At 47.0% G+C, this 22,907-nt stretch carries 22 protein-coding genes; 15 read left to right on the forward strand and 7 right to left on the reverse strand.

The features are described from left to right. Nucleotides 1–254: 254 nt before the first annotated feature. Genes lepA through GJR95_RS15825 form a run of 3 tightly spaced genes read left to right on the forward strand, consistent with a single transcriptional unit; the run spans nt 255 to nt 2,728 of the window. Nucleotides 255–2,042 (forward strand): translation elongation factor 4, encoded by a 1,788-nt coding sequence (gene lepA / locus GJR95_RS15815; RefSeq protein WP_162386795.1) that lies wholly within the window; start codon nt 255–257, stop codon nt 2,040–2,042. 4 nt (nt 2,043–2,046) lie between these two features. After that, nucleotides 2,047–2,538, forward strand: coding sequence for a DUF6932 family protein (locus tag GJR95_RS15820; RefSeq protein WP_162386796.1), 492 nt, complete (start codon nt 2,047–2,049; stop codon nt 2,536–2,538). Beyond that, nucleotides 2,513–2,728 carry a hypothetical protein gene (locus GJR95_RS15825; protein WP_162386797.1) on the forward strand — a complete coding sequence of 72 codons (216 nt, stop codon included), beginning with the start codon at nt 2,513–2,515 and terminating at the stop codon, nt 2,726–2,728. The genes GJR95_RS15820 and GJR95_RS15825 overlap by 26 nt, the downstream gene beginning before the upstream one ends. A gap of 125 nt (nt 2,729–2,853) precedes the next feature. Here GJR95_RS15825 and GJR95_RS15830 read toward each other — a convergent pair whose 3' ends face one another. Both GJR95_RS15830 and GJR95_RS15835 read right to left on the reverse strand, forming a co-directional pair. Next, complete coding sequence (locus tag GJR95_RS15830; RefSeq protein ID WP_162386798.1) at nt 2,854–3,993, reverse strand: 5-(carboxyamino)imidazole ribonucleotide synthase; 1,140 nt, start codon at nt 3,991–3,993, stop codon at nt 2,854–2,856. A 123-nt stretch (nt 3,994–4,116) separates the two neighbouring features. Further along, a complete protein-coding gene (locus GJR95_RS15835; protein ID WP_162386799.1) occupies nt 4,117–4,818 on the reverse strand; it encodes a head GIN domain-containing protein in 702 nt (233 codons plus the stop codon). Nucleotides 4,819–5,101: 283 nt separating this feature from the next. Between GJR95_RS15835 and GJR95_RS15840 the strand changes: the two genes are divergently transcribed. From GJR95_RS15840 to GJR95_RS15890, 11 genes are all read left to right on the forward strand, one after another. Beyond that, nucleotides 5,102–5,788 carry an ABC transporter ATP-binding protein gene (locus tag GJR95_RS15840; protein WP_162386800.1) on the forward strand — a complete coding sequence of 229 codons (687 nt, stop codon included), beginning with the start codon at nt 5,102–5,104 and terminating at the stop codon, nt 5,786–5,788. Nucleotides 5,789–6,123: 335 nt separating this feature from the next. Further along, the gene (locus GJR95_RS15845; RefSeq protein ID WP_162386801.1) at nt 6,124–6,720 is read left to right on the forward strand and encodes a hypothetical protein; all 597 of its coding nucleotides are present in this window, start codon (nt 6,124–6,126) and stop codon (nt 6,718–6,720) included. A gap of 252 nt (nt 6,721–6,972) precedes the next feature. Further along, nucleotides 6,973–7,677, forward strand: a complete 705-nt coding sequence (locus GJR95_RS15850; RefSeq protein ID WP_162386802.1) for a DUF1361 domain-containing protein — start codon at nt 6,973–6,975, stop codon at nt 7,675–7,677. 124 nt (nt 7,678–7,801) lie between these two features. Continuing rightward, a complete protein-coding gene (locus GJR95_RS15855) occupies nt 7,802–8,173 on the forward strand; it encodes a diacylglycerol kinase family protein (RefSeq protein WP_162386803.1) in 372 nt (123 codons plus the stop codon). Between the two features lie 109 nt (nt 8,174–8,282). Further along, nucleotides 8,283–8,930 (forward strand): hypothetical protein, encoded by a 648-nt coding sequence (locus tag GJR95_RS15860; RefSeq protein ID WP_162386804.1) that lies wholly within the window; start codon nt 8,283–8,285, stop codon nt 8,928–8,930. Continuing rightward, complete coding sequence (locus GJR95_RS15865; RefSeq protein WP_162386805.1) at nt 8,927–9,223, forward strand: winged helix-turn-helix domain-containing protein; 297 nt, start codon at nt 8,927–8,929, stop codon at nt 9,221–9,223. The genes GJR95_RS15860 and GJR95_RS15865 overlap by 4 nt, the downstream gene beginning before the upstream one ends. Before the next feature lie 108 nt (nt 9,224–9,331). Continuing rightward, nucleotides 9,332–11,986 carry an XrtN system VIT domain-containing protein gene (locus GJR95_RS15870; RefSeq protein ID WP_162386806.1) on the forward strand — a complete coding sequence of 885 codons (2,655 nt, stop codon included), beginning with the start codon at nt 9,332–9,334 and terminating at the stop codon, nt 11,984–11,986. Next, nucleotides 11,973–13,076, forward strand: a complete 1,104-nt coding sequence (xrtN, locus tag GJR95_RS15875) for an exosortase N (protein WP_162386807.1) — start codon at nt 11,973–11,975, stop codon at nt 13,074–13,076. Before GJR95_RS15870 ends, xrtN begins: the two co-directional genes overlap by 14 nt. Before the next feature lie 62 nt (nt 13,077–13,138). Then, a complete protein-coding gene (locus GJR95_RS15880; RefSeq protein ID WP_162386808.1) occupies nt 13,139–14,014 on the forward strand; it encodes a glycosyltransferase family protein in 876 nt (291 codons plus the stop codon). Between the two features lie 113 nt (nt 14,015–14,127). Beyond that, nucleotides 14,128–15,489 (forward strand): cytochrome P450, encoded by a 1,362-nt coding sequence (locus GJR95_RS15885; protein WP_162386809.1) that lies wholly within the window; start codon nt 14,128–14,130, stop codon nt 15,487–15,489. Between the two features lie 215 nt (nt 15,490–15,704). Beyond that, a complete protein-coding gene (locus GJR95_RS15890; protein WP_162386810.1) occupies nt 15,705–16,085 on the forward strand; it encodes an HPF/RaiA family ribosome-associated protein in 381 nt (126 codons plus the stop codon). Between the two features lie 70 nt (nt 16,086–16,155). On the opposite strand, the gene metK is transcribed toward GJR95_RS15890, so the two are convergent. The 4 genes from metK to GJR95_RS15910 form a co-directional block, all read right to left on the reverse strand. Then, the gene (gene metK / locus GJR95_RS15895) at nt 16,156–17,433 is read right to left on the reverse strand and encodes a methionine adenosyltransferase (RefSeq protein WP_162386811.1); all 1,278 of its coding nucleotides are present in this window, start codon (nt 17,431–17,433) and stop codon (nt 16,156–16,158) included. A 203-nt stretch (nt 17,434–17,636) separates the two neighbouring features. Beyond that, entirely contained in the window at nt 17,637–18,791 is a 1,155-nt protein-coding gene (locus GJR95_RS15900; RefSeq protein ID WP_162386812.1) for a lycopene cyclase family protein, read from the reverse strand. Between the two features lie 88 nt (nt 18,792–18,879). Beyond that, entirely contained in the window at nt 18,880–19,758 is an 879-nt protein-coding gene (lipA, locus tag GJR95_RS15905; protein WP_162386813.1) for a lipoyl synthase, read from the reverse strand. A 136-nt stretch (nt 19,759–19,894) separates the two neighbouring features. Further along, entirely contained in the window at nt 19,895–20,680 is a 786-nt protein-coding gene (locus tag GJR95_RS15910; protein WP_162386814.1) for a hypothetical protein, read from the reverse strand. A 178-nt stretch (nt 20,681–20,858) separates the two neighbouring features. On the opposite strand from GJR95_RS15910, the gene GJR95_RS15915 reads away from it, so the two are divergent. Then, complete coding sequence (locus GJR95_RS15915; RefSeq protein ID WP_162386815.1) at nt 20,859–21,287, forward strand: OsmC family protein; 429 nt, start codon at nt 20,859–20,861, stop codon at nt 21,285–21,287. A 394-nt stretch (nt 21,288–21,681) separates the two neighbouring features. Here GJR95_RS15915 and GJR95_RS15920 read toward each other — a convergent pair whose 3' ends face one another. Then, complete coding sequence (locus GJR95_RS15920) at nt 21,682–22,329, reverse strand: carbonic anhydrase (RefSeq protein ID WP_162386816.1); 648 nt, start codon at nt 22,327–22,329, stop codon at nt 21,682–21,684. Nucleotides 22,330–22,907 lie beyond the last annotated feature (578 nt).

Here is a 22,907-nt window from a genome sequence, read left to right on the forward strand (position 1 = left end):
CGCAGCATAATGCCGCCTGCAAGGGCGACTGGGGTTGACCACCAGAGTTGTACTGTGGCTAACTGCACCGTGGGCGGTTCGAGTCCCCCTCCTACAGCATTTGGTTTTTAGTTTGTTGATGAAGTGTAATTGAACACGCCGGCTCCACGATGAGTCCGGCGTTTGTTTTTTTGTACCCGTCCTTATCTGACCAAAACGCGGACTTTTTTGCTTATTTTTGCAGTTTATCAGTAAAGACTCCTCCGTTTTATAACGTGAAACATATTCGTAATTTTTGCATTATTGCCCACATTGATCACGGCAAAAGTACACTAGCCGACCGCCTGCTGGAATTTACCAAGACTGTAGGGTCCCGCGATATGCAGGCTCAGTTGCTCGACGACATGGACCTGGAACGTGAGCGGGGTATTACTATCAAGAGCCATGCTATTCAAATGGACTATATGTACAACGGTGAGTTGTACACATTAAACCTGATTGATACGCCGGGACACGTCGATTTTAGCTATGAAGTGTCGCGGTCGATTGCCGCCTGCGAAGGTGCGCTGCTTCTCGTCGATGCCTCGCAGGGTACAGAAGCTCAAACCATCTCCAACCTCTATCTGGCGCTCAACAACGATCTGGTCATTATTCCCGTCCTGAATAAGATTGACCTGCCCGGTGCTATGCCCGAAGAAATTAAGGATGAGATGGTCGACCTGCTGGGCTGTGACCGCGACGACATTATTCCGGCATCGGGTAAGGAAGGCATTGGCGTTCCCGAAATCCTGGCAGCCATTGTCGAGCGGATTCCCCCACCGAAAGGTGATCCTGACGGTTCGCTGCAAGCCCTGATTTTCGACTCACACTTCAACTCCTACCGGGGTATTGAGGTTATTTTCCGGGTCAAGAACGGCCGCATTCGCAAGGGCGACAAGGTAAAGTTCATGAACACAGGCAAAGAGTACTTTGCCGACGAAATCGGAACGCTACGCCTGACGCAGGAACCTAAAGACGTCATTGAATGTGGCGACGTAGGCTACCTGATCTCGGGAATTAAAGTAGCGAAAGAAGTGAAGGTGGGTGATACCGTTACCACCATCGACAATCCCGCCAGCAGTGCCATTCAGGGCTTCTCGGAGGTTAAACCAATGGTGTTTGCCGGTATATATCCGGTAGAAACCAGCGAATTTGAAGACCTGCGCGATGCCATGGAAAAGCTGCAACTGAACGATGCAGCGCTGGTTTGGGAGCCCGAAACATCGGCAGCTCTGGGCTTCGGTTTCCGGTGCGGTTTTCTGGGAATGCTCCATATGGAGATTGTACAGGAACGGCTGGAACGCGAGTTCGATATGACCGTTATTACCACAGTTCCGTCGGTACGGTTTGAGGTATTAACCACCAAAGGTGAGGAACTTCAGGTGTCGGCACCAGCCGAAATGCCCGAACCGAACCTGATCGACTTCATTGAAGAGCCCTTTATCCGGGCGCAGATCATTACCAAGGCCGAGTACGTTGGCGGAATCATGAGCTTGTGTATGGACAAGCGAAGCATTCTCAGAAACCAGGTTTACTTGACCGCTGATCGGGTCGAACTTCAGTTTGAAATGCCACTGGCGGAGGTTGTATTCGACTTTTTCGATAAACTCAAGACGATCTCCCGCGGCTATGCTTCCCTCGATTATGAGTTTATGGACAACCGTGAATCAGACATGGTGAAGCTGGATGTGATGCTTAACGGTGATAAAGTCGATGCGTTATCGGCCATCGTTCACCGGTCGAAGTCGTACGAATGGGGTAAGAAATTGTGCGAAAAGCTTCGGGAGTTAATTCCCCGCCAGCAATTCGAAATTGCCATTCAGGCTGCTATTGGCCAGAAAATCATTGCCCGCGAAACGCTGAGCGCCCTCCGCAAAGATGTATTGGCGAAGTGTTATGGCGGTGATATTTCCCGGAAACGAAAACTGCTCGATAAGCAGAAGAAAGGGAAGAAGCGAATGCGCCAGGTCGGCAACGTCGAGATCCCCCAGGAAGCGTTTATGGCCGTATTGAAGATCAATTAACGTATTGAATCCACTTAATTTTGATGCTCAGGGGCATCTGTTTCCCTATGATCTGATTGAAACAGAATGGAACCCATTCGCTGATACATTCGGCTGGAACGATCACCGTCATACATTAATTGAGTTGTTCTATACATTTTTAAATAAGCTTAATGATCTATCTATCAATAAGTTTACTTTATGGATTGACGGAAGTTTCGTTACGCAGAAAGAACATCCGAATGATATCGATGTCGTAGTTGTTCTACCATCAACAGTATATTGGCAATTTGAAAAGCATTTAAGGACATTAAGGGATCAGTTTGACGGATTAGACGTATATTTTGTGCGACTGGTAGGTGAAGAAGAACCCGATTACTTCCTCTATGTTTCAGACCGTGCAGAGTGGCTATTCCAATTTACTATGACCAAGCCGGATCGGGTTTCACGACGGAAATTTCCAAAGGGCTTTTTACAACTAATTTGGAACAATGAATCGGCGCTCCAACGTACATAGCGAAATTGTTGACGTTCTCAACCGGATTGAACGGCTTAATGAATTGGTTCAATTACATAAGCAACAACCACTTGTTGACACGTTGACGGTAGAAGGCTATGAACGGCTACGCGAACAATACATAAACCAGTTGGAAGAACTACTGGCCTCCTTAAACATCAAGGCAGAAATACACCTTAAAGCTGCCTAAACCTACAATCTGGTTGGCAACATCGAGATCCCGCAGGAAGCGTTTATGGCCGTATTGAAGATCAATTAAGTTAAAAAGCCCCATCGTTAATCGGTGGGGCTTTTTAACTTAATTAATGCTTGATTCTATTGGCTTACTACCCGAATTCCTGCTTTTACTTCAGCCACTTTCTCCCGCAAAACAGCCAGCGAATCGTCCATTACGGTTACGTGCCCCATTTTGCGGAACGGCTTCGTGATTGCTTTCCCATAGAAGAACGGGAACACGCCCGACATAGTCAGCAAATCTTCCAGCCCCTCATAAATTGCTGGACCCGTAAACCCATCTTCGCCAAGTAGATTCACCATAGCCGCTGGCTGATACGATGTTGTATCGCCAAGGGGGTAATTAAGAATCGCACGCCAGTGCTGCTCAAACTGAGAGGTGACATTAGCACGGATCGTGTGGTGACCGCTATTGTGTGGGCGCGGAGCCACTTCATTAATCAAAACATTTCCGGTCTTATCCAGAAATAGTTCTACGGCCAGCAATCCAACGATTCCGAATGCTTCGGCAGTTCGGCGGGCAATATCCTGCGCCTGCTGGTTAATCGATTCAGAAACTTCCGCTGGAGCAAATAAGTATTCGACCAGATTCAGCTCAGGATGGAATACCATCTCAACCGTTGGGAAAGTCTGGACCTCACCCCGTTCGTTACGGGAAACGATCACAGCTAGTTCTTTCTCAAACTCGACGGCTTTTTCGAGCACGCCCGGTGCATCGAACGCTTTACCAACATCCGTAACCGATGCGATCCGCTGAACTCCCCGACCATCATACCCATCCCGGCCAAGCTTGTGAAAAGCCGGAAAAAAATCGGGCTGATGAATTTCCAGCAAGGCCACGTCAGCGCGATTTTCGGTTAGAATGAAATCAGCCGTGGGTAAGTTATGCTTCTGGTAAAACTGTTTCTGGAGTCGTTTATCCTGAATAATCCGGATAACAGAGGGTTGCGGAAACACTTTCTTCCCTTCCCGTTCAAGCGCTTCGAGTGCATCCACATTAACGCGCTCGATTTCGATTGTCAACACGTCGACCGACTGCCCAAATTGGTAAACCGTGTCATAGTCGGTCAGCGAACCCTGGGTAAATTGCGTGCATAGATTACGGCAGGGCGCTTCGGCGTCGGGGTCGAGAATATGAACACGAAGGTTCCAGTCTATGGCGGCTTGCAGTAGCATCAGGCCAAGCTGCCCCCCGCCAAGAATACCAATAGTAGGTGTCAAGAGAGTAATTGGTTGAATTGTAACTAGGTAATTAGTCGAATGAGCAACTAAACTGCAAAATTACCTCAATCAACCAATTCCCCTAATTACCGGCTTACCTTAATTACCTGCCTGATCGATTCGTTAATCTTTCCGCTTAATATCTGCACCACCCGATTCGCTCTTGGCGAGCACTTTAGCCGATCCGTAATAGTATATATCGGCGCCACCCGATGCCTTCATACTTAACTCTTTAGTGGCATTGACATAGACGTCGGACCCGCCCGATGAGTTGGCATTACAGGTTTCTACGGTCAGTTTACGCGCGTCGAGATCGGCACCACCAGAACCGCTGGCATTGAGCGTGCGGGCCGAACCCTGCAAAGTAGCATCAGCGCCACCCGATGCTGACACGTTCAGTTCGTCGGCTTTGAGGTCCATTTTCACATCCGATCCCCCCGATGCCTCAAGGTGCAAGTCCTTGAACGACAGGGTACCCTGGCCAAAAACATCGGCACCACCCGAGGCATGGAGGCTACTAAGCTGCTTAAATGTCAAGTACGCTTTTACGTAATTATTGCGGCCAAAATTCCAGTTCATCATCCCTTTCCGGTCAATGTAGAGCTTTAGAACACCGTTTTTGACTTCAGATTTTACCTCGTCTTCGTCAATTCCTTTAACTTCGAGCGTTAGTTTTTCGGAACCACCCTGGGTTAGGTAAACATCGATACCACTGCTAACGCTTAATCCCGTAAAATTCGAAACAGGGCGGTCTTTTTTCCAATCAGTCGTAGCGGAGTTCACTCCTGAGGCTACCAGTATTAGCGATAAAACTATCGTTTTCATATAGTAAGAAAAGAGTTGATTTATGTGAAGATGCAGGAAATGGTCGTTATGTTGCATAACTGTCCGAAAATTCTGTCCGGTTTCAATGGCAGCTCTGTCCGCTAACGGACGGAAAAACGAAGGCTTATGACTACAAATCACTCATAAACAATGGCTTACAAAACTGGCACGACACTTGAGCCAACACAAGAACGAACCCAGGTTCGCCTAGAGCAGGTAGGAATTATGCATAGGGCGTATTGATTCTAAAACCTTAACTAACGCATTTCAAAGATAATCGATTATGATTCAGCTTAACAACGTCTCTAAATATTACCCTGCTGGCTTTGGCCGAATCTATGTATTGCGCAATATAAGTCTCGACATTGCACAGGGCGAGTTTGTATCCATCATGGGGCCGTCGGGTTCAGGAAAATCTACCTTACTGCATATTCTGGGATTGCTCGAAGAACCATCGGAAGGCGAGTATCTATTTGAAGACCAACCGGTTCAGAAACTCTCCGAAAAAAGACGAACCGAGCTTCACCGGACTCAAATCGGCTTCGTATTTCAGGCCTATCACCTGATCGACGAACTGACCGTTTATGAAAACATCGAAACCCCGCTGCTCTATAAAGGACTGAGCGGATCAGAACGTAAAAGCCGGGTTGCCGAACTCCTCGACCGCTTTAATATTGTTGCAAAAAAAGACCTCTTTCCGGCACAGTTATCGGGCGGTCAGCAGCAATTAGTCGGTATCGCGCGCGCACTGGCGGCTGAGCCATCGGTCATTTTCGCCGATGAGCCAACCGGCAATCTGCATTCCGACCAGTCTCGCGACATTATGGAAATATTTAGCGAGTTGAATAAAAAAGATGGTGTCACGATCGTGCAGGTAACCCACTCTGAAGCGAATGCAGCCTATGGAACACGAATTGTACGACTGAAAGACGGCTGGCTCGAACCCGAAGTGGCGAAAGAAGCGCATTGATCAGCTATACATACTGACTCAATGAAAAAGGGAATTGGCACTAACGATGCTAATTCCCTTTTTCATTGAGCCTCTTTTTACGTATCACAACCGGCGAGTTGAATAATTCAAACAATTTACTTCACTGAAATCATAAACAATTGATTTTTAACGACTTGTTAATAAAAAAATTAACTCATTATAATCTCGCCCACCCAAGTTTGCTCCGTCAAACAACGCAACGCAATCTATTCGGATGAAACACAATTACGGGAACGAGGTAAGATTCAGGAAATTATTATCGAGTCTGCCTGTTTAGCTTTTTCAAATTTGTTTCACTAATTCGTTCGATTGTTATGAAAACCATAGTTCTGGCCGCCATCGCAGCGCTGCCATTTTCAGCCCTTGCTCAACAGGCCGATAAATTCCCTCCATTTGCCGATAATGGCGTATACTTATCAGGTACCGACTTCTCGAACCACAAACTAACCGACGGTTTCGACGACGGCCAACCGGGTTATCGCCTGCGTGATGAAACGTTTCAACGAGGAATAAAGATTGATCAGCCTAATGCCCCGGAAGCAAAGATCCCACTTACTGATTTATGGGGTGAACGTAAACAAGGCGTTGATTATCGAAGCTTCGAAGGTGATTTCTATCGCGTTGAACACACCGATCGTATTTTTATTTACAGTAAACCGGCCAATACCTGGCTGACCAGCGGTGGACCAGCCTACCCGGCAACGTTATATTACTTCAGTCGGGAAGCCAACTCACCAATTCACCTCATCACGAGCGAAAACCTGAAGGACATTTATTACGATCAGGCCGATAAAACAGCCGTTTTCGATACTATCGACGATTTAGGCAACAAACCAGCCGACCAGGCCAGAACGTTGTTACGCTTGTTTTATAGCAACGATAACACCAGCGCAAGCCATGCAGCCTCATAAGTGATCAAGGAATTGCCAGTAAGCAATCTTCAGAATACGGTTTAAAGTAGTCCGGTAGTGATTAATTGCCAGTCTAGTTGACTGGCAATTTTCTTTATAGCGCGCGGTAGCGCCAGGTTTAGAACAAACATTAGTAACCCCCTCCTGGTCAAATCTGTAAATTTATTTTCGTTCAATTAAATTTTCTTCCACAGAAAACTTGACAAAGCTGCATTTAATTTATTTACTTTGTCAAACAAAGTACTTTTAGATATGCAGCAATTACTTTACATCCCCCGCCCTCACCCCATCGACCGATCTGGTCAGCCGAAAACCAGTAAGGGTCTGATGGCCTTAGCGGGTCTAACAGTAGCGGGCCTTTGTCTTGTGATCACTCGTGGATTACTGACCAATAACTGGTGGTTTTTCATCATGCTAACCTGGAATCTGTTTCTGGCATTTTTTCCGCTGGGAGTCGTCCTCGTTCTGCGCGATCTACGGACGGCCGGTATTATGAACCGTTGGCTGCTTGGGATTGGACTGGCAATCTGGCTGGTGTTTCTACCCAACGCACCTTATATTATTACGGACCTTTATCACATTAAAAATATTGATAAGCCGCTGCTCTGGTTCGATACAATGACACTCTTCCTGTTTGCCCAAACGGGTTTGCTGGCTGGCTTATATTCTGCCCTGATCGTCCATCGGATGGTACGTCCGCTCATTGGTGCACGACTGGCCTGGATCGCCTTGCTGACTAGTCAGCTCTTATCTGGCTTCGGGATTTATCTGGGTAGATTTGGCCGCTGGAATAGCTGGGACTTATTAGCAAACCCCCTCGCTTTATTCGACGCGATTGCCGGGGCAAGCAGCAATCATTTAAGCCTGAAATTAACCCTGGCCTATGGCTTTGTGCTGGCGGTTCTGTATGTGGCTTTCTGGTGGTACGTCGATTATGAGCGCGATCAATCCAACTAAAAAAGGCCTTTTTTGTAGTTCTAACAGCAATACGAATGCGTGGTTACGTTGAGCGATAACGAGCATTGGTCATTACCTTAGCTACCTCAATTACCCTACGACCAATTAATGCTATGTTTGCCACATGATTAATTTCCGTAAAGTCTGGCGTAGTTTTGGGTTTGCGCGACAGGGTATCGTTGATTTATTTCGTTACGAGAACAACGCCAAAGTACATTTGCTCATCGCAGTATTAGTACTTGTTGCCGGGTTCTGGCTGGAGATGAGTCGGGTAGAGTGGGCCATTATTCTGACACAAGTTGGGCTCGTCTGGGCTGCCGAAGCGTTCAATACGGCGATTGAAAAGATCTGCGATTTTGTCTCTCCGGGCCTGCACCCGCAAATAAAAGCGATCAAAGATTTATCGTCCGGTGCAGTATTGATACTTGCAGTCACAGCCGTACTGGTAGGGCTACTTATTCTAGGCAGTAAATTACTGGCTATTTTTAATGGGTAGCCTATTCGTAGCGCTTGCCCATGTGTTGAACAAAAATGTGCTAGCAGACCGCAGTAATAACGGGCCGCATTTGACCGAATACCTTAAACTCTAAAAGAAACTTTTTTCCATGTACGAATCGCGCGAACATCTACAGACGCTGACTGAGATCCGCAGCCTGATGGAACGCTCTTCCAAATTCCTGTCATTGAGCGGCCTATCGGGCGTATCGGCGGGCATTATCGCTCTGATAGGGGCTACTGTTGTTTATGTTCGCCTACGAACTGATCTGCTTCAGACACTGAGCTACCAGCGAATCGAACTTTATAACAACACAGCTCACCAGGCTATTCGGGAATTTTTGGTTACTGTGGCTATTGTTGTCTTATTGACGGCTTTACTGAGTGGCAGTTATTTTACCATTCGGAAAGCACGGCGTCAAGGATTGAGCGTCTGGAACTCGTCGTCGCAACGATTGCTCTGGTCATTGGCCGTACCGTTGGCAGCCGGGGGCATATTTTGTTTAGCCTTATTATACTATAATATGATCTGGCTGGCTTTTCCGTCAACCCTTATTTTTTACGGATTAGCTTTGCTCAATGGCAGCAAATACACTGTTCGCGATGTCGAATCGCTCAGTTATTGCGAAATTGGGCTTGGATTACTCTCCTTGTTTTGGCCAGGCTACAACCTTCTGGCATGGGCAGTTGGTTTCGGGGTTCTACACATCGTTTACGGCCTGGCCATGTATTATAAATACGAACGCAATACCGCATGAAAGACCTACTGGCTCAATTCAATAAAGCCTTTGAGAGTAAAGCGCGGTTAAACATCATGTCGGTCCTGGTGGTTAATGACGCCATGAGTTTCAACGCGTTCAAAGAACTGCTCGGCCTCACCGATGGCAACCTCGCCACCCATCTGCGAGCGTTGGAAGAGTCGGGTTATATCGCTGTGCAGAAACAGTTTGTTGGCCGTAAACCCAATACAACTTATTCAGCTACCGATGCCGGACGGCAGGCTTTTTCCGATCACCTCAACGCTCTGGAAGAGTTTATCAAAAATCTATAAAAACAGCTCCTAAACGATTACAGCAGGAATAAAGAGCGGGCTATTCAGTCCGTCATGCCGTAATGCGTCTATTTTTTCCTTTTTCACTTTGCAAAACAAAGTACTTTTATGAAAATAGAAAGCCGAGTAGCTACCCAGCTGCCAGAAAGCCCCAAACAAGCTGAACGTTCAGATGTCTTTAGTGATAGCCATGCGTCTACTACTCCACCTTTACCCTGGCTGAAGCCTTTTCAGGAGCCACTATTTGGCATAGGTCTAGTAATGCTGATCCTATCAGGCGGAGCCTTCCTGCTTTACGACCTCTTGAATGATTCCGGACGCACGGGAACCTATAACAGCCTGATGATTATGCTCCATTATGGCCTATTCATTATCTATGGGCTCATGCTGTGGACCAGTGGCTATCTGAAAATACGCGATACCAGTCGGCATCGTCCGGTCAGATGGCTGGGTCTTTTGCTGTGGCTAATCAGTGCTTATGCCCTAAATCGGGACCTACCTGTTTTTCAGAAATCAACAGAATGGCTGTGTTGGACATTAACATTAGTTGGAATTGCGATGATTACCTATTCATGGCTCGATATGCTTTCGGTACGCGTCCAGCAACTACTCTATGCAGTGCTCGCCTTCGGCTTTTGGGTCTTTGCTTATATGGCGGTCTATATGGTTGAGTGGTACATCGTTAGTGTACCCATGTTAATTGGCCTTGGTTTATCCTGCCATACCTTTGTCCCACTGGCATTTACCATTGCACTCGGCAGACGATTATGGTATGATTACAGGCACAACGAACACCTCCGGCCGGGCGTAGTTCTTGGGGCGGCTATTCCGATTGTGGCACTGGGACTATTTCTGACAGGCTGGGTAAGTGATTTAAATCGCATCGATCGTATCCGGCGGGAAAGTACAATCCGACAAACCAGCGATCTACCCGAATGGGTACTTATAGCTCAACAACTAAAACCCGGCTGGATTACTAACCGGTTGCTTCTTGCCGGTCAATTATATGATCTTGGGCCTTTCTTCAGCAATAGCAGCGGGTTCTTTCCTTCACAAACGGGACTGGATGACGTCCGTCAGCACGATCCGCTGGTTGTGATTGCGTCAAATCTGTATCCCACAGATGGCCTGACAGCCTCAGATAAGCTGAGTCTATTAAAAACAATCCATGATGACCATCATACTACAGAAGAAAAATTCTGGACAGGGCGTCATTTGACTATTTCGGACGTGGTTTCGCAGGTACGTATCTGGCCTCAGTTTCGACTGAGCTATACAGAAAAGACAATTCGCATTCACAATCAGGCCTCGATAACAACCGAAGAAGCACTCCTCACCTTCCATTTGCCGCCCGGTTCCGTTGTATCGTCCATGTCCTTATGGGTGAATGGTCGTGAAGAACCAGCCCGACTAACAACCGTTGCCAAAGCTGATTCGGCTTATCGTACCATTGTGGGGGTTGAATCGAGAATCACAGCCCGCGATCCATCAGTAGTTTTCTGGCAGGAAGGCAACCGTGTAACAATTCGTGTGTTCCCGTGTCGGGCCAATGAAGACAGACGCGTAAAATTGGGCATTACATCGCCGTTGGCAATAGCAGGAAACGAGTTAGTCTATCAAAATTCCAATTTCGAAGGCCCGAACGCCATTTCAGCCACCGAATTGATCAACATTGATTTTGACCAGACACCCCAAAGTCTGGAGTCACCCTGGTTGCTGGAGAAGCTAACTGGCAATCAGTTAATCCATCAGGGGAGCTACGAGCCAAACTGGTCGCTCCGGTTTAAGGCTCCAGCTTTATCGCCCGACGCCTTTGTGATGCCAGACAGTAACCTGGCCTACCAATTGATGCCTTATAAACCAAGATGGAGCTCATTTGTGCCAAATGATGTGTATCTGGACGTGAATGCAGCCTGGACGAAAGATGAGTTCATAGCCGTATTCAACGCTGCGACCCATATTAAAAGCCATGTATGGTTATTCGACGATGGGCTTAAACAGCTTACAAAACAGGATCTGGAGGCTACGTACAACCGACTCTCGGCGCAGCAATTTAGTTTATTTCCCGTATACAGGATTCAAAACCCAGCAACGGCCTTACTTATTACAAAAGCAGCCCTTTCGTCACCGACACTGAGCGACTTAAAAAATACCACTTTTGCAGAACGGATGCAGCAAACAGGTAGGCAAACCGAACCCATTCGAACGTTCTGCCTCGGCAATAACTTATCCCCATACCTCAAAACGCTCTCGGAACTTAGTGTCCTGAACGTGACCTCCGGAACAATCCATGATCTATCGCACCAGGTTGTCACCCAACACCAATTTCCAAAGCAACTGAATGAGCCAGGCCAGATAGCTCTGCCTGAAGCGGGGGTTGTTATCCGGGAAATAACCCGGCCTGAACCGACGGCAACTGTTTTAAGAAAGTCCAATGCGCCTGATCACCTGGCGAGGCTGTTTGCCTATAATCACCTGCTACATCAAATCGGTCGACACTATTTCACGCCCAATTACCAGACTGACACATTGATTCATGAAGCACAAATGGCTCACGTTGTCTCTCCCCTATCAAGCCTGATCGTTCTGGAAACGGCCAATGATTATGAGCGATTCGGCATAAAAAGCGACAGATCAGGGCTTAAAAACGCCACATTAAAGCAGGAAGGAGCCGTGCCCGAACCCCACGAATGGGCGCTTCTGGCGATGCTGGCGGGATTTATTGGTTGGCTGATCTGGAAAAAACGGTATGCTACTGCTTGATCTAACAACCCTTCTTACCGTTGCCTTGCTTCTGTTTGTGGGGTGGCCCGGCCAGCATAGGTCGGGCCATTGGATCGGACGGATAATTGCGTTACTGTTGCTTTCGCCAGGGTTACGGTATTTTTCAACCCTCTTTACATTTCCAATCCGGCTACAACTCAGTAGTTGGGCCGGTTCGCTTTTGCAACTGGCTGGTTTGGATGTACAAACTCAGGGAAACGTTCTCGTCTACAACGGCCTTGAGATGGCCATCGACCCGGCCTGTATGGGCTTACAAATGACCGGCGTGTCTCTTCTGGTTGCTCTTTTTTTGCTACTATGGTATGAAAATCAACTCCACAAACGAGTCCCTGTCGGCTGGGTAATAGCCTACGGATTAATCACATTTGGGCTAACCATTACGTGCAATTTATTCCGGATTATTTTTCTGGTGTTGTTTGCCGCTATGCCCGGAACATGGGCCCACGAAGCACTGGGGCTACTTTGCGTTGCCGTTTACACATGGCTCCCATCGTGGGGCCTGGCCCAATCACTGGTGCGCAGACTTGGCGTATCGGAAACATGGGTACAGGAGAAACAAGCAACGATAGTTCAGGCAAAACGACTGATCATCAGGGTCGCCTGGGGGATAGCCCTGGTAGGAACCGGACTAGTCATCAGAGCCTATGCAGCAGAATCACCAAATTCGGCAGAAAATCTATGTAAATCAGAAATTTACACCCGCTATGGCATCCGGTATGATTCGAATTTTACGGGCAAAACGCTAAGCAATGGTTTTGTTCAACTGATGAAGCCGGGCGTACTAATTTACCTAAAGCCCCAACCCGACTGGTTTAGCGCCGACCACAGTCCTGTTACCTGCTGGCGGGGCAATGGCTATGAGCTCCGCCAGGTTCGGGAAACGATACTGGATGGCCATCCAGCCTATATTGGTGAATTACGCCGAAAAGATAAAGTGCTTCATACCGCCTGGTGGTTTAGTAACGGTAGTATTACAACGATCAGCCAGCTAACAATGCGCAGGCAAATACTCCAGGGCGAAACGGGCTTTGTTCTGGTCAATGTAACTGTTTCGGGGGATAAGATTTAACCCTGGATAGATTCGGTCCGCCTGATGACATGTATCTTTGCGCTCATCGCCATTTATACACTATGAAAGTTACCGGGTTCAGTATTGTCAGAAACGCTATCAAATTTGATTACCCCATTCTCGAAGCGATTCAGTCTGTTTTACCACTTTGCGATGAGTTTGTGGTAGCCGTTGGCAATTCTGAAGATGACACACTGGCGCTGATCAAAAGCATCGATTCTGACAAGATTCGGATCATTGAAACCGTTTGGGATGATTCGCTACGGGCGGGGGGGCAAGTGTTGGCCGTAGAAACGAACAAAGCTCTGGCAGCCATCTCACCGGATACCGACTGGGCGTTTTACATTCAGGGCGATGAGGTACTGCATGAGCGATACCTACCCGTTGTCAGACAGGCCATGGAGCAGTACCTCGATCGCCCTCAGGTGGAAGGGCTCCTGTTCAACTACCTGCATTTTTACGGATCTTACCGTTATGTAGGCGATTCACCCCAATGGTATCGGCGCGAAATTCGGATTATTCGTTATTCAGACAATGTAACGGCTTATCGGGATGCGCAGGGTTTCCGAACGAAAGACAACCAGAAACTGCATGTTAAACTAATTGATGCCTATATCTACCATTACGGCTGGGTAAAACCACCCGACGTACAGAAATCCAAACTGGCCGCTACGCAGCGTTTCTGGAACGATGACCACCAGATTGTGCAGGCGCGCCAGACGCTCGATCATTTCGACTATGGGTCTATCGATTCATTGGCTGAATTTAAAGACACTCAGCCAGCCATTATGCAGCCTCGCATCAACGCTCAGAACTGGCAGTTTGACTTTAACATCCGTGAAAAAAAATATTCGTTAAAAAACCGTTTCAAAACACTCATCGAGCGAATAACCGGGTGGCGCATGGGCGAATATCGCAACTATAAACTGCTACGGTAGTTTCAGAGAAGCCCCTATCAATTATTACCCGAACGAGCGGCTTCTTAAGGAGCGGACGTATCAGTAGAACAACGTAAATTTGTTTGGGCGGCCCAGACCGCTTAAGTCATTTTATGGAAACTACGCTCTCTCCTTCTCGTCCTATTCCCGTACATCCGGGCTTACCCATTGTGGGCAATACGCTCGAATATCTACGCGATCCGCTGGTATTTCTTCGTCGGCTGCAACGAGACTATGGGCACCAACGCATGGTTTGCATCAACGTTGGCGGACGCATAACAACCCTTATGCTCAAACCCGAAGAGACGAAGCAGGTCATTCAGGAAAATAACCGCAACTACGGTCGTGGAAAGTCATTCGCCATTCTGCGGGAATTTTTGGGCAATGGTCTATTGACGAGTGAAGGTGATTTCTGGCGTCGGCAGCGACGGCTGGCCCAACCGGCATTTCATCGGCAAAAGCTGGCAATTCTGGCCGAGATCATGATTGAGGAAGCAGTGGCATGGGTAGATCGTCTGGAGAAATCAGCGGACAATAAGCCCGTAAATTTCTCGGCGGCAACAATAGATGTTACGCTCCGTATTGTAACGAGGACATTATTTGGCAGTAGTTTAGGCGATCAGTTAGATGGCCTGTCGAGTGCATTGGCGAACCTGAATCATGTCGCCAATAATGCGGTCATCAATCCGATTCGCTTGCCCAAATGGGTTCCTACACCCGATAATCGATCCTTTGAGAAAGCGACTCAAAAAGTAAACAACCTGATTTTCGGCATTATCGAATCAAGACGCCGAACGGGCGAAACTCGTGACGATCTGCTGGATATGTTGCTCCGTGCAACCGACGACGAAACCGGAGAAGGAATGTCGGACGCGCAACTTCGCGACGAAATGGTGACGCTATTCACGGCAGGTCATGAGACCACAGCCACGTCGATGGCCTGGACACTTTATCTGTTAGCGCAACACCCTGAGGTTGTAAAGCGGGCAAAAGTCGAAATCAAGGCCACTCTTGGTCAACGCAACCACCCTTCGGCCGATGATTTACGGGCTATGCCCTACCTGTCGCAAATAATTAGTGAATCGTTGCGTCTTTACCCACCAGCCTGGATTATGAGTCGTTTGTCGCTCGGTCCTGACCGATTCGGCGATTACGTGCTGGAATCAAATCGGGGTGTATTGGTTAGCCCTTACGTGCTGCATCATGATCCTGATAACTGGCCTGATCCAGAACAATTTAACCCCGACCGTTTCGCACCTGAGCAAAGTAAAGAGCGGCACCCGTATGCCTTTCTACCCTTTGGCGGAGGTCCACGGTTATGTATAGGTAATCAGTTTGCTCTCATGGAAATGCAGGCCCTACTAACCGTTCTGCTGCATCGTTTTGATCTTCGCCCTATGCCGGGTTTACGCATCACGACCCAGCCCCTCATTACGCTTCGCCCGAAGCAGGCTGTGCAACTTTACCTCGACTAGTACACCAAAATTATACTTTCTGAAGAATCTTTGTATTTAACCGTTCCACGAAAACCGGTAAATCACTCACTCTAAAGAACTAGCAACACTTCTCGTTTGCATTCCGTGAAACACGATTGCATCTTTCATAGCAGGCCTTGACTTTGTGGCTGATATAGTCAAACTTAGACAGTCCATTGATGTTCTTGTTTCAATTCACTTTTAAAAGCGACACAATGAGACTACAAATTCACGCCGTGAGGTTCACGGCAGATCAGAGCCTGTTAGACTTTGTCCAGGCCAAACTGAACAAATTAGACACTTTTCATGACCGTATTATCGGTACTGAAGTGTTCCTCAAGTTAGACGGGGCCGATTCTAATAAAATCAAAGAGAAAGTGATCGAAGTTCGACTCACAATCCCCGGCAAGGAGCTATTCGTGAAAGAACACGACAAAAGTTTCGAGAGCGCAACCGATAGGGTGCTTGAGGTTTTAAAAGATAAACTCGTTCGTTGCAAACAAAAAAGGAATGACATTTTCAGTCCGGCCATTACCGAAGCTCAAAGCCGGATGAGAGAGGAAGAAGAAGAGGTCTTTGAACCAGATGAGTTATAGATCGTAATCCATCAAAAAAGCGAAAGCCACTCTTACAGGAGTGGCTTTCGCTTTTTTGATGGTCAATCAATTACAACCCAAACGCTTCCTTGACCTTATCAACAAAGTCAAGTTTTTCCCAGGTAAATAGCTCCACTTCTACTTCTTTTGTGTGTCCGTTAGAACCAAATGTTTTCTTCACGATCTCGTTCTTACGGCCCATGTGTCCATAAGCAGCTGTTTCAGAATAAATCGGGTTCCGGAGTTTGAGTCGTTGCTCGATAGCATATGGGCGCATATCGAACAGCTCTTCAACCTTCGTGGCAATTTCACCGTCGTGCAAATCTACTTTAGCAGTGCCGTAGGTGTTCACATACAAACCACAAGGTTTAGCGACCCCAATGGCATAAGAAACTTGTACTAAAACCTGATCGCAGAGGCCAGCAGCTACTAAATTCTTCGCAATATGACGCGTTGCATAAGCTGCAGAACGGTCCACTTTTGAGGGATCTTTACCCGAAAAAGCACCCCCGCCGTGAGCACCTTTGCCACCGTAGGTATCGACAATAATCTTACGACCGGTGAGGCCCGTATCGCCGTGAGGACCGCCTATCACGAATTTGCCCGTTGGATTGATGTAATAGGTGATGTTACCCGTAAACAAGCTATGCAACTCGACGTTCTGTGCCGCCTTGACACGGGGAATCACGATGTTGATGATGTCTTCTTTAATTTTAGCCAGCATTGTTTCGTCATCAGCAAAATCATCGTGCTGGGTCGAAACGACAATTGTATCGATACGAATTGGCTGGTGATCATCCGAATATTCAATGGTCACCTGCGACTTGGCATCGGGCCGCAGATAAGGCATTAATTCGGTTTCGTTATTTCGGATGTTCGACATTTCACGCAGGATCGCATGCGCCAGATCCAGCGGCAACGGCATGTAGTTATCGGTTTCGTTTGTCGCGTAACCGAACATCATACCCTGATCGCCCGCTCCCTGAGCGTTGGCACGTGATTCGAAATCTTCACTAACAGCTTTCCGGTCAACTCCCTGATTGATATCAGCCGATTGATCGTGAAGAGCCGAGAAAATACCACAGGAATTGGCCTCAAACATGTATTCGCTCTTGGTATAACCAATCTTACGAATCACATCGCGGGTAATTTTCTGAACGTCTAAATAAGTATCTGTCTTGATCTCACCGGCCAAAACGACCTGTCCGGTCGTAACCAGTGTTTCACAAGCTACTTTACTTGATGGATCGAAAGCCAGGAAATTATCAATTAGTGCGTCGGAAATTTGATCCGCGACTTTGTCGGGATGTCCCTCAGAAACAGATTCGGAAGTGAAGAGATAAGGCATTACTGCTCTGTATGACTTGGTTTGAATAGCAAATCTACGAGATATTTCGCAAGGGACAAGGAACCGGTCCGGGACGGCTCTTATTCGGCAGGATCAACACTTTTGTTTTACTTACTTTTATCGAATTGGTCAACTTGACTATACAGCCAATTATTGACTCGTAATAACGAAGGGCTAGCTTATACGACCGCTCTATTCTTTCTTTAGCCAAACATTTTCCGGCGAAGCACATCGAAGAAAGCCACCGTAAATGGCCACCAGGGCATCGTCGAAAACAACCGGACTTCATCCATAAGCCGGGTGTCTTCATCCAGAAACTTAAAGACACTCATAGCCTGATTTTCCGTATAGAGTCGGGTAAATAAGTCATCGGCGGGGTACCGATGATTTTCCAGCACATTCAACAATATACTATCATATAATTTAAATCGGCTCTTTAACCAGGGGAGTTTGCGATTCGGCTTACCCGTCTGCGCCAAATTCGCAACAATTGACTGTAAGAACTGCTGCGTCCGCTGGAATGTATAACCCGTAGACGGTTTTGTGTGTCCGCCTGACGTGCCAATTCGCACAATGTGTTCAGAGGGATTTTCCTGGGTTGGCTCGTCACTCATCGGGATTATACCCGTTTCGACTTCACAGATTTCATACGTGCCGGTATTTAAAAACCGATCGATATAGTGGCGTAGTTCTGTTTCGTATTCATCATCAGCCAGGCGCTTATCGTTAAAGAGTGTAAACTCCACCAGAGCGGTTTTATCATCAAATGGCATCACATACACAAACCGGCAATCACCGCCCTGTTCGACGCGGAAATCCATAATTTCGGGTAAGGTCGGATCAAAACAGGAGTTACTGGTTTTGATAACCCACCCTCTGAAATGCTGTAACAGATTATGATTTTCTGGTTGATCGAGCTTCAGGGCAAACGTGCTATCGAATACGTAATCGGCAATGTATGGCTCATCATCGGCGATCACAAAACCACCCTGAGGAGTTTCCTTAACACGATTGATCGTTGCCTGTCGGCGTTCGATATTGGGGTATTTTTCGAGCTCTTTCTGAATGAATTCGTAGAAATCGATTCCCCGCAGCATTTTGTATTGATAACCACCCAGGTCGAGTGCTCCAGCATGGGTAGTACCATGAAAGCTGACCTGGTTCCATTTACGGAACACAATTGATTCGAACGGACCGGCATTTCGCTCCCAGAAGCACCAGGTTCGATCATTGCGATCTTTACTATCACGGTCCAGAATCAGTATTGAACGGTCGCGTAGAGAAGATTGTGTCAGGTAGTAAGCCAGACTTAACCCTGCCATACCTCCCCCCGCTATAATGAAGTCGTATTTTTTCATGCAGCAAACAAAAAGTCCGGACGAGCCGCCCGGACTTTTATACTAAATAACAGGGATACTGAATTGTTTGCAAATATGCCCGTAAACTTTACACGTTCACGTGTTTTTCGGCATGATAGCTCGACCGAACCAGCGGGCCCGATTCTACATATTTTATTCCACGCTTCAGTCCTTCTTCCTTATACATTGCAAACGTTTCCGGATGAATCCATTCAATAACTTCGTGGTGCATTTTGGTTGGCTGTAAATATTGGCCCAGTGTTAATACATCGAGGCCATTGGCAACCAGATCGTCCATGGCTTTGAACACTTCATCGTGCGTTTCGCCGAGACCAAGCATAATGCCTGATTTAGTGCGTTTGCCGTACTCTTTGGTCCGGCGAGTCTGCTCCAGACTACGCTCATAACGAGCTTGTGGCCGAACGCGCCGGTAGAGCCGCTCTACTGTTTCCATATTGTGCGAAACAACCTCCTGACCGGCAGAGATCATTCGTTCGAGTGCTTCCCAATTACCTTTCGTATCAGGAATCAGTGTTTCTATGGTTGTTGCAGGCGACGATTCTTTAATTAGCCGTACGGTCTGGTGCCAGATTTCGGCACCCCGATCTTTCAATTCGTCACGATTGACGGATGTAATCACGGCATGCTTCACTTTCATCAGCAAAATTGCTTCGGCTACACGACGGGGTTCGTCCGTATCATATTCGTTTGGACGCCCCGTTGCCACTGCACAGAATGTGCAGCTTCGGGTACATACATTCCCGAGAATCATAAACGTAGCCGTACCAGCGCCCCAGCATTCGCCCATGTTGGGGCAGTTGCCGCTTTCGCAGATCGTATGAAGTTTATGTTCGTCCACTAATTTCCGGACTTTGGCGTATTCAGGACCAATGGGTAGTTTAACGCGCAGCCAGTCGGGACGTTTTTTCCGTTGTTGTTCGGAGGGTATTACGGGTAGTTCAATCATGGCTCCTCAATCCTTTCCAACAGAATTCGTTTTTTGCCCGTAAAGTTCAGGAAAAAAATACAGAAAAGGGAAGAGCCGGAGCAATGGTTTGTTCCATTATTCCGGCTCTTCCCTTTTCTGTATTTTAGAATCCTGCTTATTTCTTATTTCCGAAAAACAAGGTTATATAACCAGAGGTGAAGAAGCTGCGATTACCGTCTTCACGGGTTCCATTCGGGCCGGGATTGGGAATAATAATGACCTTATTCGGGAAAACTTCGGCCAGAAACCCAATTTCAACCCCTGTTGTATTGTTCCGGAATGTGCTTAATTCAAAGCTCAATGCTGCTTTTACATTCAGGCCTACCGTCAATTTAGAATCGCCCAGGCCCTGAAAGAATCCTCCAGACCCGATCGGTGCGCCCTGTGGGCTACCTGAGCCCTGATTTAGTGAGCTATAGGGTACAGACCGCGTCTGATTTCCTTCCTGAATTTTTACATAATAGGGCTTAATAATACCCAGTGTTGGACCTGCCGCGAAAATACCGCTTACAGCAATTCCTTCATCGGCGCTACGATCAAACAGCTTGATTTCGCGGCCATATTGCCCCCGAAGGGCAAAAAGATAGCTTTCTTTGCCGTAAATAAAGCGAGAGCTGGCAAAATTGCTTGTCGTCTGAATTTCTTTGGGATGCTTTACATTAACGATCTCGATACTTAGGTAACGATATTGCGGCATTCCAAAAAAGCTATTCGACAATAGTTTAGCCTGCCGGAATGATAAGCCTCCCAGCACACCCGAATTAGTGTTCGATGTGATGCCATAGGTCGTAATGGTTCGATACGTTTCATCGTCCGAATCAGTATTTTGCGCCCAGACATTACCACTAACTAACAACCAACTCGTTAGAGCGATTGCCTTCAATTTGTATATAGTTCGCATTTTGTCTAATTCTTGATTAAAACTACACAATTTCCATTAATTCCCGCTAAAATCATGGACCACATTAGCGTAACCAACTGATATTTTTTATGTTTAGGCAAATTAGCCTGAAAATCAACAACCAACTTATTTTACCCTCATTCGGCAGGCTTATTGATTCACAACTCATTTTTAATTCATGGCTACGATTCACATTGATTATCTTGGCGATTTACGAACCGACTGCACTCATCTGCAATCGGGCACTCATATCAATACTGATGCACCTACCGACAATCAGGGTCGGGGCGAAGCGTTTTCCCCAACCGATCTGGTTGCTAATGCGCTGGGCACCTGTATTATTACAACGATGGCTATTTCTGCCCGACGTGATGGTATCGAACTAAAAGGCAGCGAACTGGAGGTAACGAAAATCATGACCAGCCAACCTCCCCGGCGCATCGCCCGCATTGAGGTTGACCTTACTCTTCGCGCCGAAGTACTCCCCAACGATGACACTCGGGCTCGCCTGGAAAAAATCGCGCATACCTGTCCTGTAGCCATCAGCCTCCACCCCGATCTTGAGCAAGCCGTAACTATTCGGTGGGAAGAAACGGTAAACGCCTGATCCGTACGCTAACTATAAATGTGTTCATCTGACCGAAATAGGTCAGATGAACGTATAGCTCACTGCTGGTAAGCAGCTTAAAACCGTAATTGGGTACTTAGTTTTATACAATTGTCAAGCGTAATATCTTAGCTTGTCTATCAATAACATTCAGCAAGCGGGCTTTTGTGTTGCGTTGTATATATCCTTTGCAATACTACCAGTCTTCAATAAAAGTCTTTTTGAATGATCTTATGGGTTATATGAAGCAATAGAAGTAAACTATGAAGTTATTAATAATCGAATTATGGAGCTGGTAGAAAGGGGGTTCGGTGTTAGTGTCACCGTTACCACCTTTCCACCGCCCGGCGGCATGGCTATCAGTATTCAGTACGAAACGACTTAGCTAATGCATCTAATTCTTAGCACTTACATTTTTAAATCGATATATACCCAGGTTTGGCTCCAGGTCGGCAACCGTAACCTGCATATCATTGAGTTGTCCGTTAGCAAGATCGTACACCCACCCATGCACCTTAATATCTTGACTCTCAAACAAACGCTTTTGGACAAACGATAGCTTCATCACATTCAGACACTGCTCCCGTACATTCAACTCGACCAGTCGCCGATGTCTGGCTTCAGCATCTTCAAGAGCATCAAGCTCCTCGCGATGTATCCGATACACGTCCTGGATGTTACGTAGCCAGGTGTTCATATAGCCAAAATCATCATGGGTGGTGGCTGCTTTGATACCACCGCATCCGTAATGTCCACAAACGATGACGTGCTTAACTTGCAAATTCTCAACAGCGTACTGCAATACTGCCAGTGAACTAATGTCGTTGTTGGGTACTAAATTGGCAATATTGCGATGGATAAATACGTCTCCTGGCTTAATCCCCATAAAAGCATCCGGCGATACCCGACTATCCGAACAGCCAATATACAGAAATTCGGGGGCTTGGCTTTTAGCCATGTCTGAGAAATAGGTGGGATCGAGTTGCAGTTGCTTCTGTACCCATTCTTTGTTGTGACTGAACACCTGTTCGTACAAATTCATAAACTCATCTTGTTTTTAGTTCAAAAAAAGTATGCGCCAAAAGATTTTCCTCCATGATCTCCCCTTATTTACGCCAATTTGTGGTTAAGGGCTTCTTCTAGTAGACTGGCAAAGAATAGATCTAAGAAAATTCGTTGCCAATCTATCCTAATTATCTCTAGTTTACAAAAGGAACCGAACCAGCGGGCCGGTTTTAACACTACTTACAGTCGCATATTTACTGACAAGACCAGCTTCTTGATAAGCTGAGTGAGCCATGACAAATTTGACGGTCAGTTATCGCCGACCGTTTTTCAATTAGTCCCAAGAAGTAATATAAATCTTGCATAACGCCAGGCTTCTCGAAGTAACGACGTCTTTTCCTCAAACGTCAATCCCGAATCGGTTACGGGTTTATCAGGAATGCAATCTGGTCGTACAATGACTAAAAGCCCTTTGCTTTAGCCTCTTGGCCACAGTTCATTAACCTACCGGACAACCCTTTAGGTTGACTGTTCCCTATTAACGACAGTTCAAACACATCTGCCCACTTTGCTTGCGCTCTCCATGAACTCAGGCTCGTGGGGATTCGGTGTTAG

The organism is Spirosoma endbachense (assembly GCF_010233585.1).
Taxonomy (GTDB): Bacteria; Bacteroidota; Bacteroidia; order Cytophagales; family Spirosomataceae; genus Spirosoma; species Spirosoma endbachense.

Excerpts from the sequence above, each read along its gene's own strand:
- GJR95_RS15855 (WP_162386803.1), top strand. The coding sequence starts at position 7,802 with ATGATTAATTTCCGTAAAGTCTGGCGTAGTTTTGGGTTTGCGCGACAG.
- GJR95_RS15850 (WP_162386802.1), top strand. The coding sequence starts at position 6,973 with ATGCAGCAATTACTTTACATCCCCCGCCCTCACCCCATCGACCGATCT.
- xrtN (WP_162386807.1), top strand. The coding sequence starts at position 11,973 with ATGCTACTGCTTGATCTAACAACCCTTCTTACCGTTGCCTTGCTTCTG.
- GJR95_RS15860 (WP_162386804.1), top strand. The coding sequence starts at position 8,283 with ATGTACGAATCGCGCGAACATCTACAGACGCTGACTGAGATCCGCAGC.
- lipA (WP_162386813.1), bottom strand. The coding sequence starts at position 19,758 with ATGATTGAACTACCCGTAATACCCTCCGAACAACAACGGAAAAAACGT.
- GJR95_RS15845 (WP_162386801.1), top strand. The coding sequence starts at position 6,124 with ATGAAAACCATAGTTCTGGCCGCCATCGCAGCGCTGCCATTTTCAGCC.
- GJR95_RS15840 (WP_162386800.1), top strand. The coding sequence starts at position 5,102 with ATGATTCAGCTTAACAACGTCTCTAAATATTACCCTGCTGGCTTTGGC.
- metK (WP_162386811.1), bottom strand. The coding sequence starts at position 17,433 with ATGCCTTATCTCTTCACTTCCGAATCTGTTTCTGAGGGACATCCCGAC.
- GJR95_RS15870 (WP_162386806.1), top strand. The coding sequence starts at position 9,332 with ATGAAAATAGAAAGCCGAGTAGCTACCCAGCTGCCAGAAAGCCCCAAA.
- GJR95_RS15825 (WP_162386797.1), top strand. The coding sequence starts at position 2,513 with ATGAATCGGCGCTCCAACGTACATAGCGAAATTGTTGACGTTCTCAAC.
- GJR95_RS15885 (WP_162386809.1), top strand. The coding sequence starts at position 14,128 with ATGGAAACTACGCTCTCTCCTTCTCGTCCTATTCCCGTACATCCGGGC.
- GJR95_RS15880 (WP_162386808.1), top strand. The coding sequence starts at position 13,139 with ATGAAAGTTACCGGGTTCAGTATTGTCAGAAACGCTATCAAATTTGAT.
- GJR95_RS15915 (WP_162386815.1), top strand. The coding sequence starts at position 20,859 with ATGGCTACGATTCACATTGATTATCTTGGCGATTTACGAACCGACTGC.
- GJR95_RS15835 (WP_162386799.1), bottom strand. The coding sequence starts at position 4,818 with ATGAAAACGATAGTTTTATCGCTAATACTGGTAGCCTCAGGAGTGAAC.
- GJR95_RS15920 (WP_162386816.1), bottom strand. The coding sequence starts at position 22,329 with ATGAATTTGTACGAACAGGTGTTCAGTCACAACAAAGAATGGGTACAG.
- GJR95_RS15890 (WP_162386810.1), top strand. The coding sequence starts at position 15,705 with ATGAGACTACAAATTCACGCCGTGAGGTTCACGGCAGATCAGAGCCTG.
- GJR95_RS15865 (WP_162386805.1), top strand. The coding sequence starts at position 8,927 with ATGAAAGACCTACTGGCTCAATTCAATAAAGCCTTTGAGAGTAAAGCG.
- GJR95_RS15900 (WP_162386812.1), bottom strand. The coding sequence starts at position 18,791 with ATGAAAAAATACGACTTCATTATAGCGGGGGGAGGTATGGCAGGGTTA.
- GJR95_RS15910 (WP_162386814.1), bottom strand. The coding sequence starts at position 20,680 with ATGCGAACTATATACAAATTGAAGGCAATCGCTCTAACGAGTTGGTTG.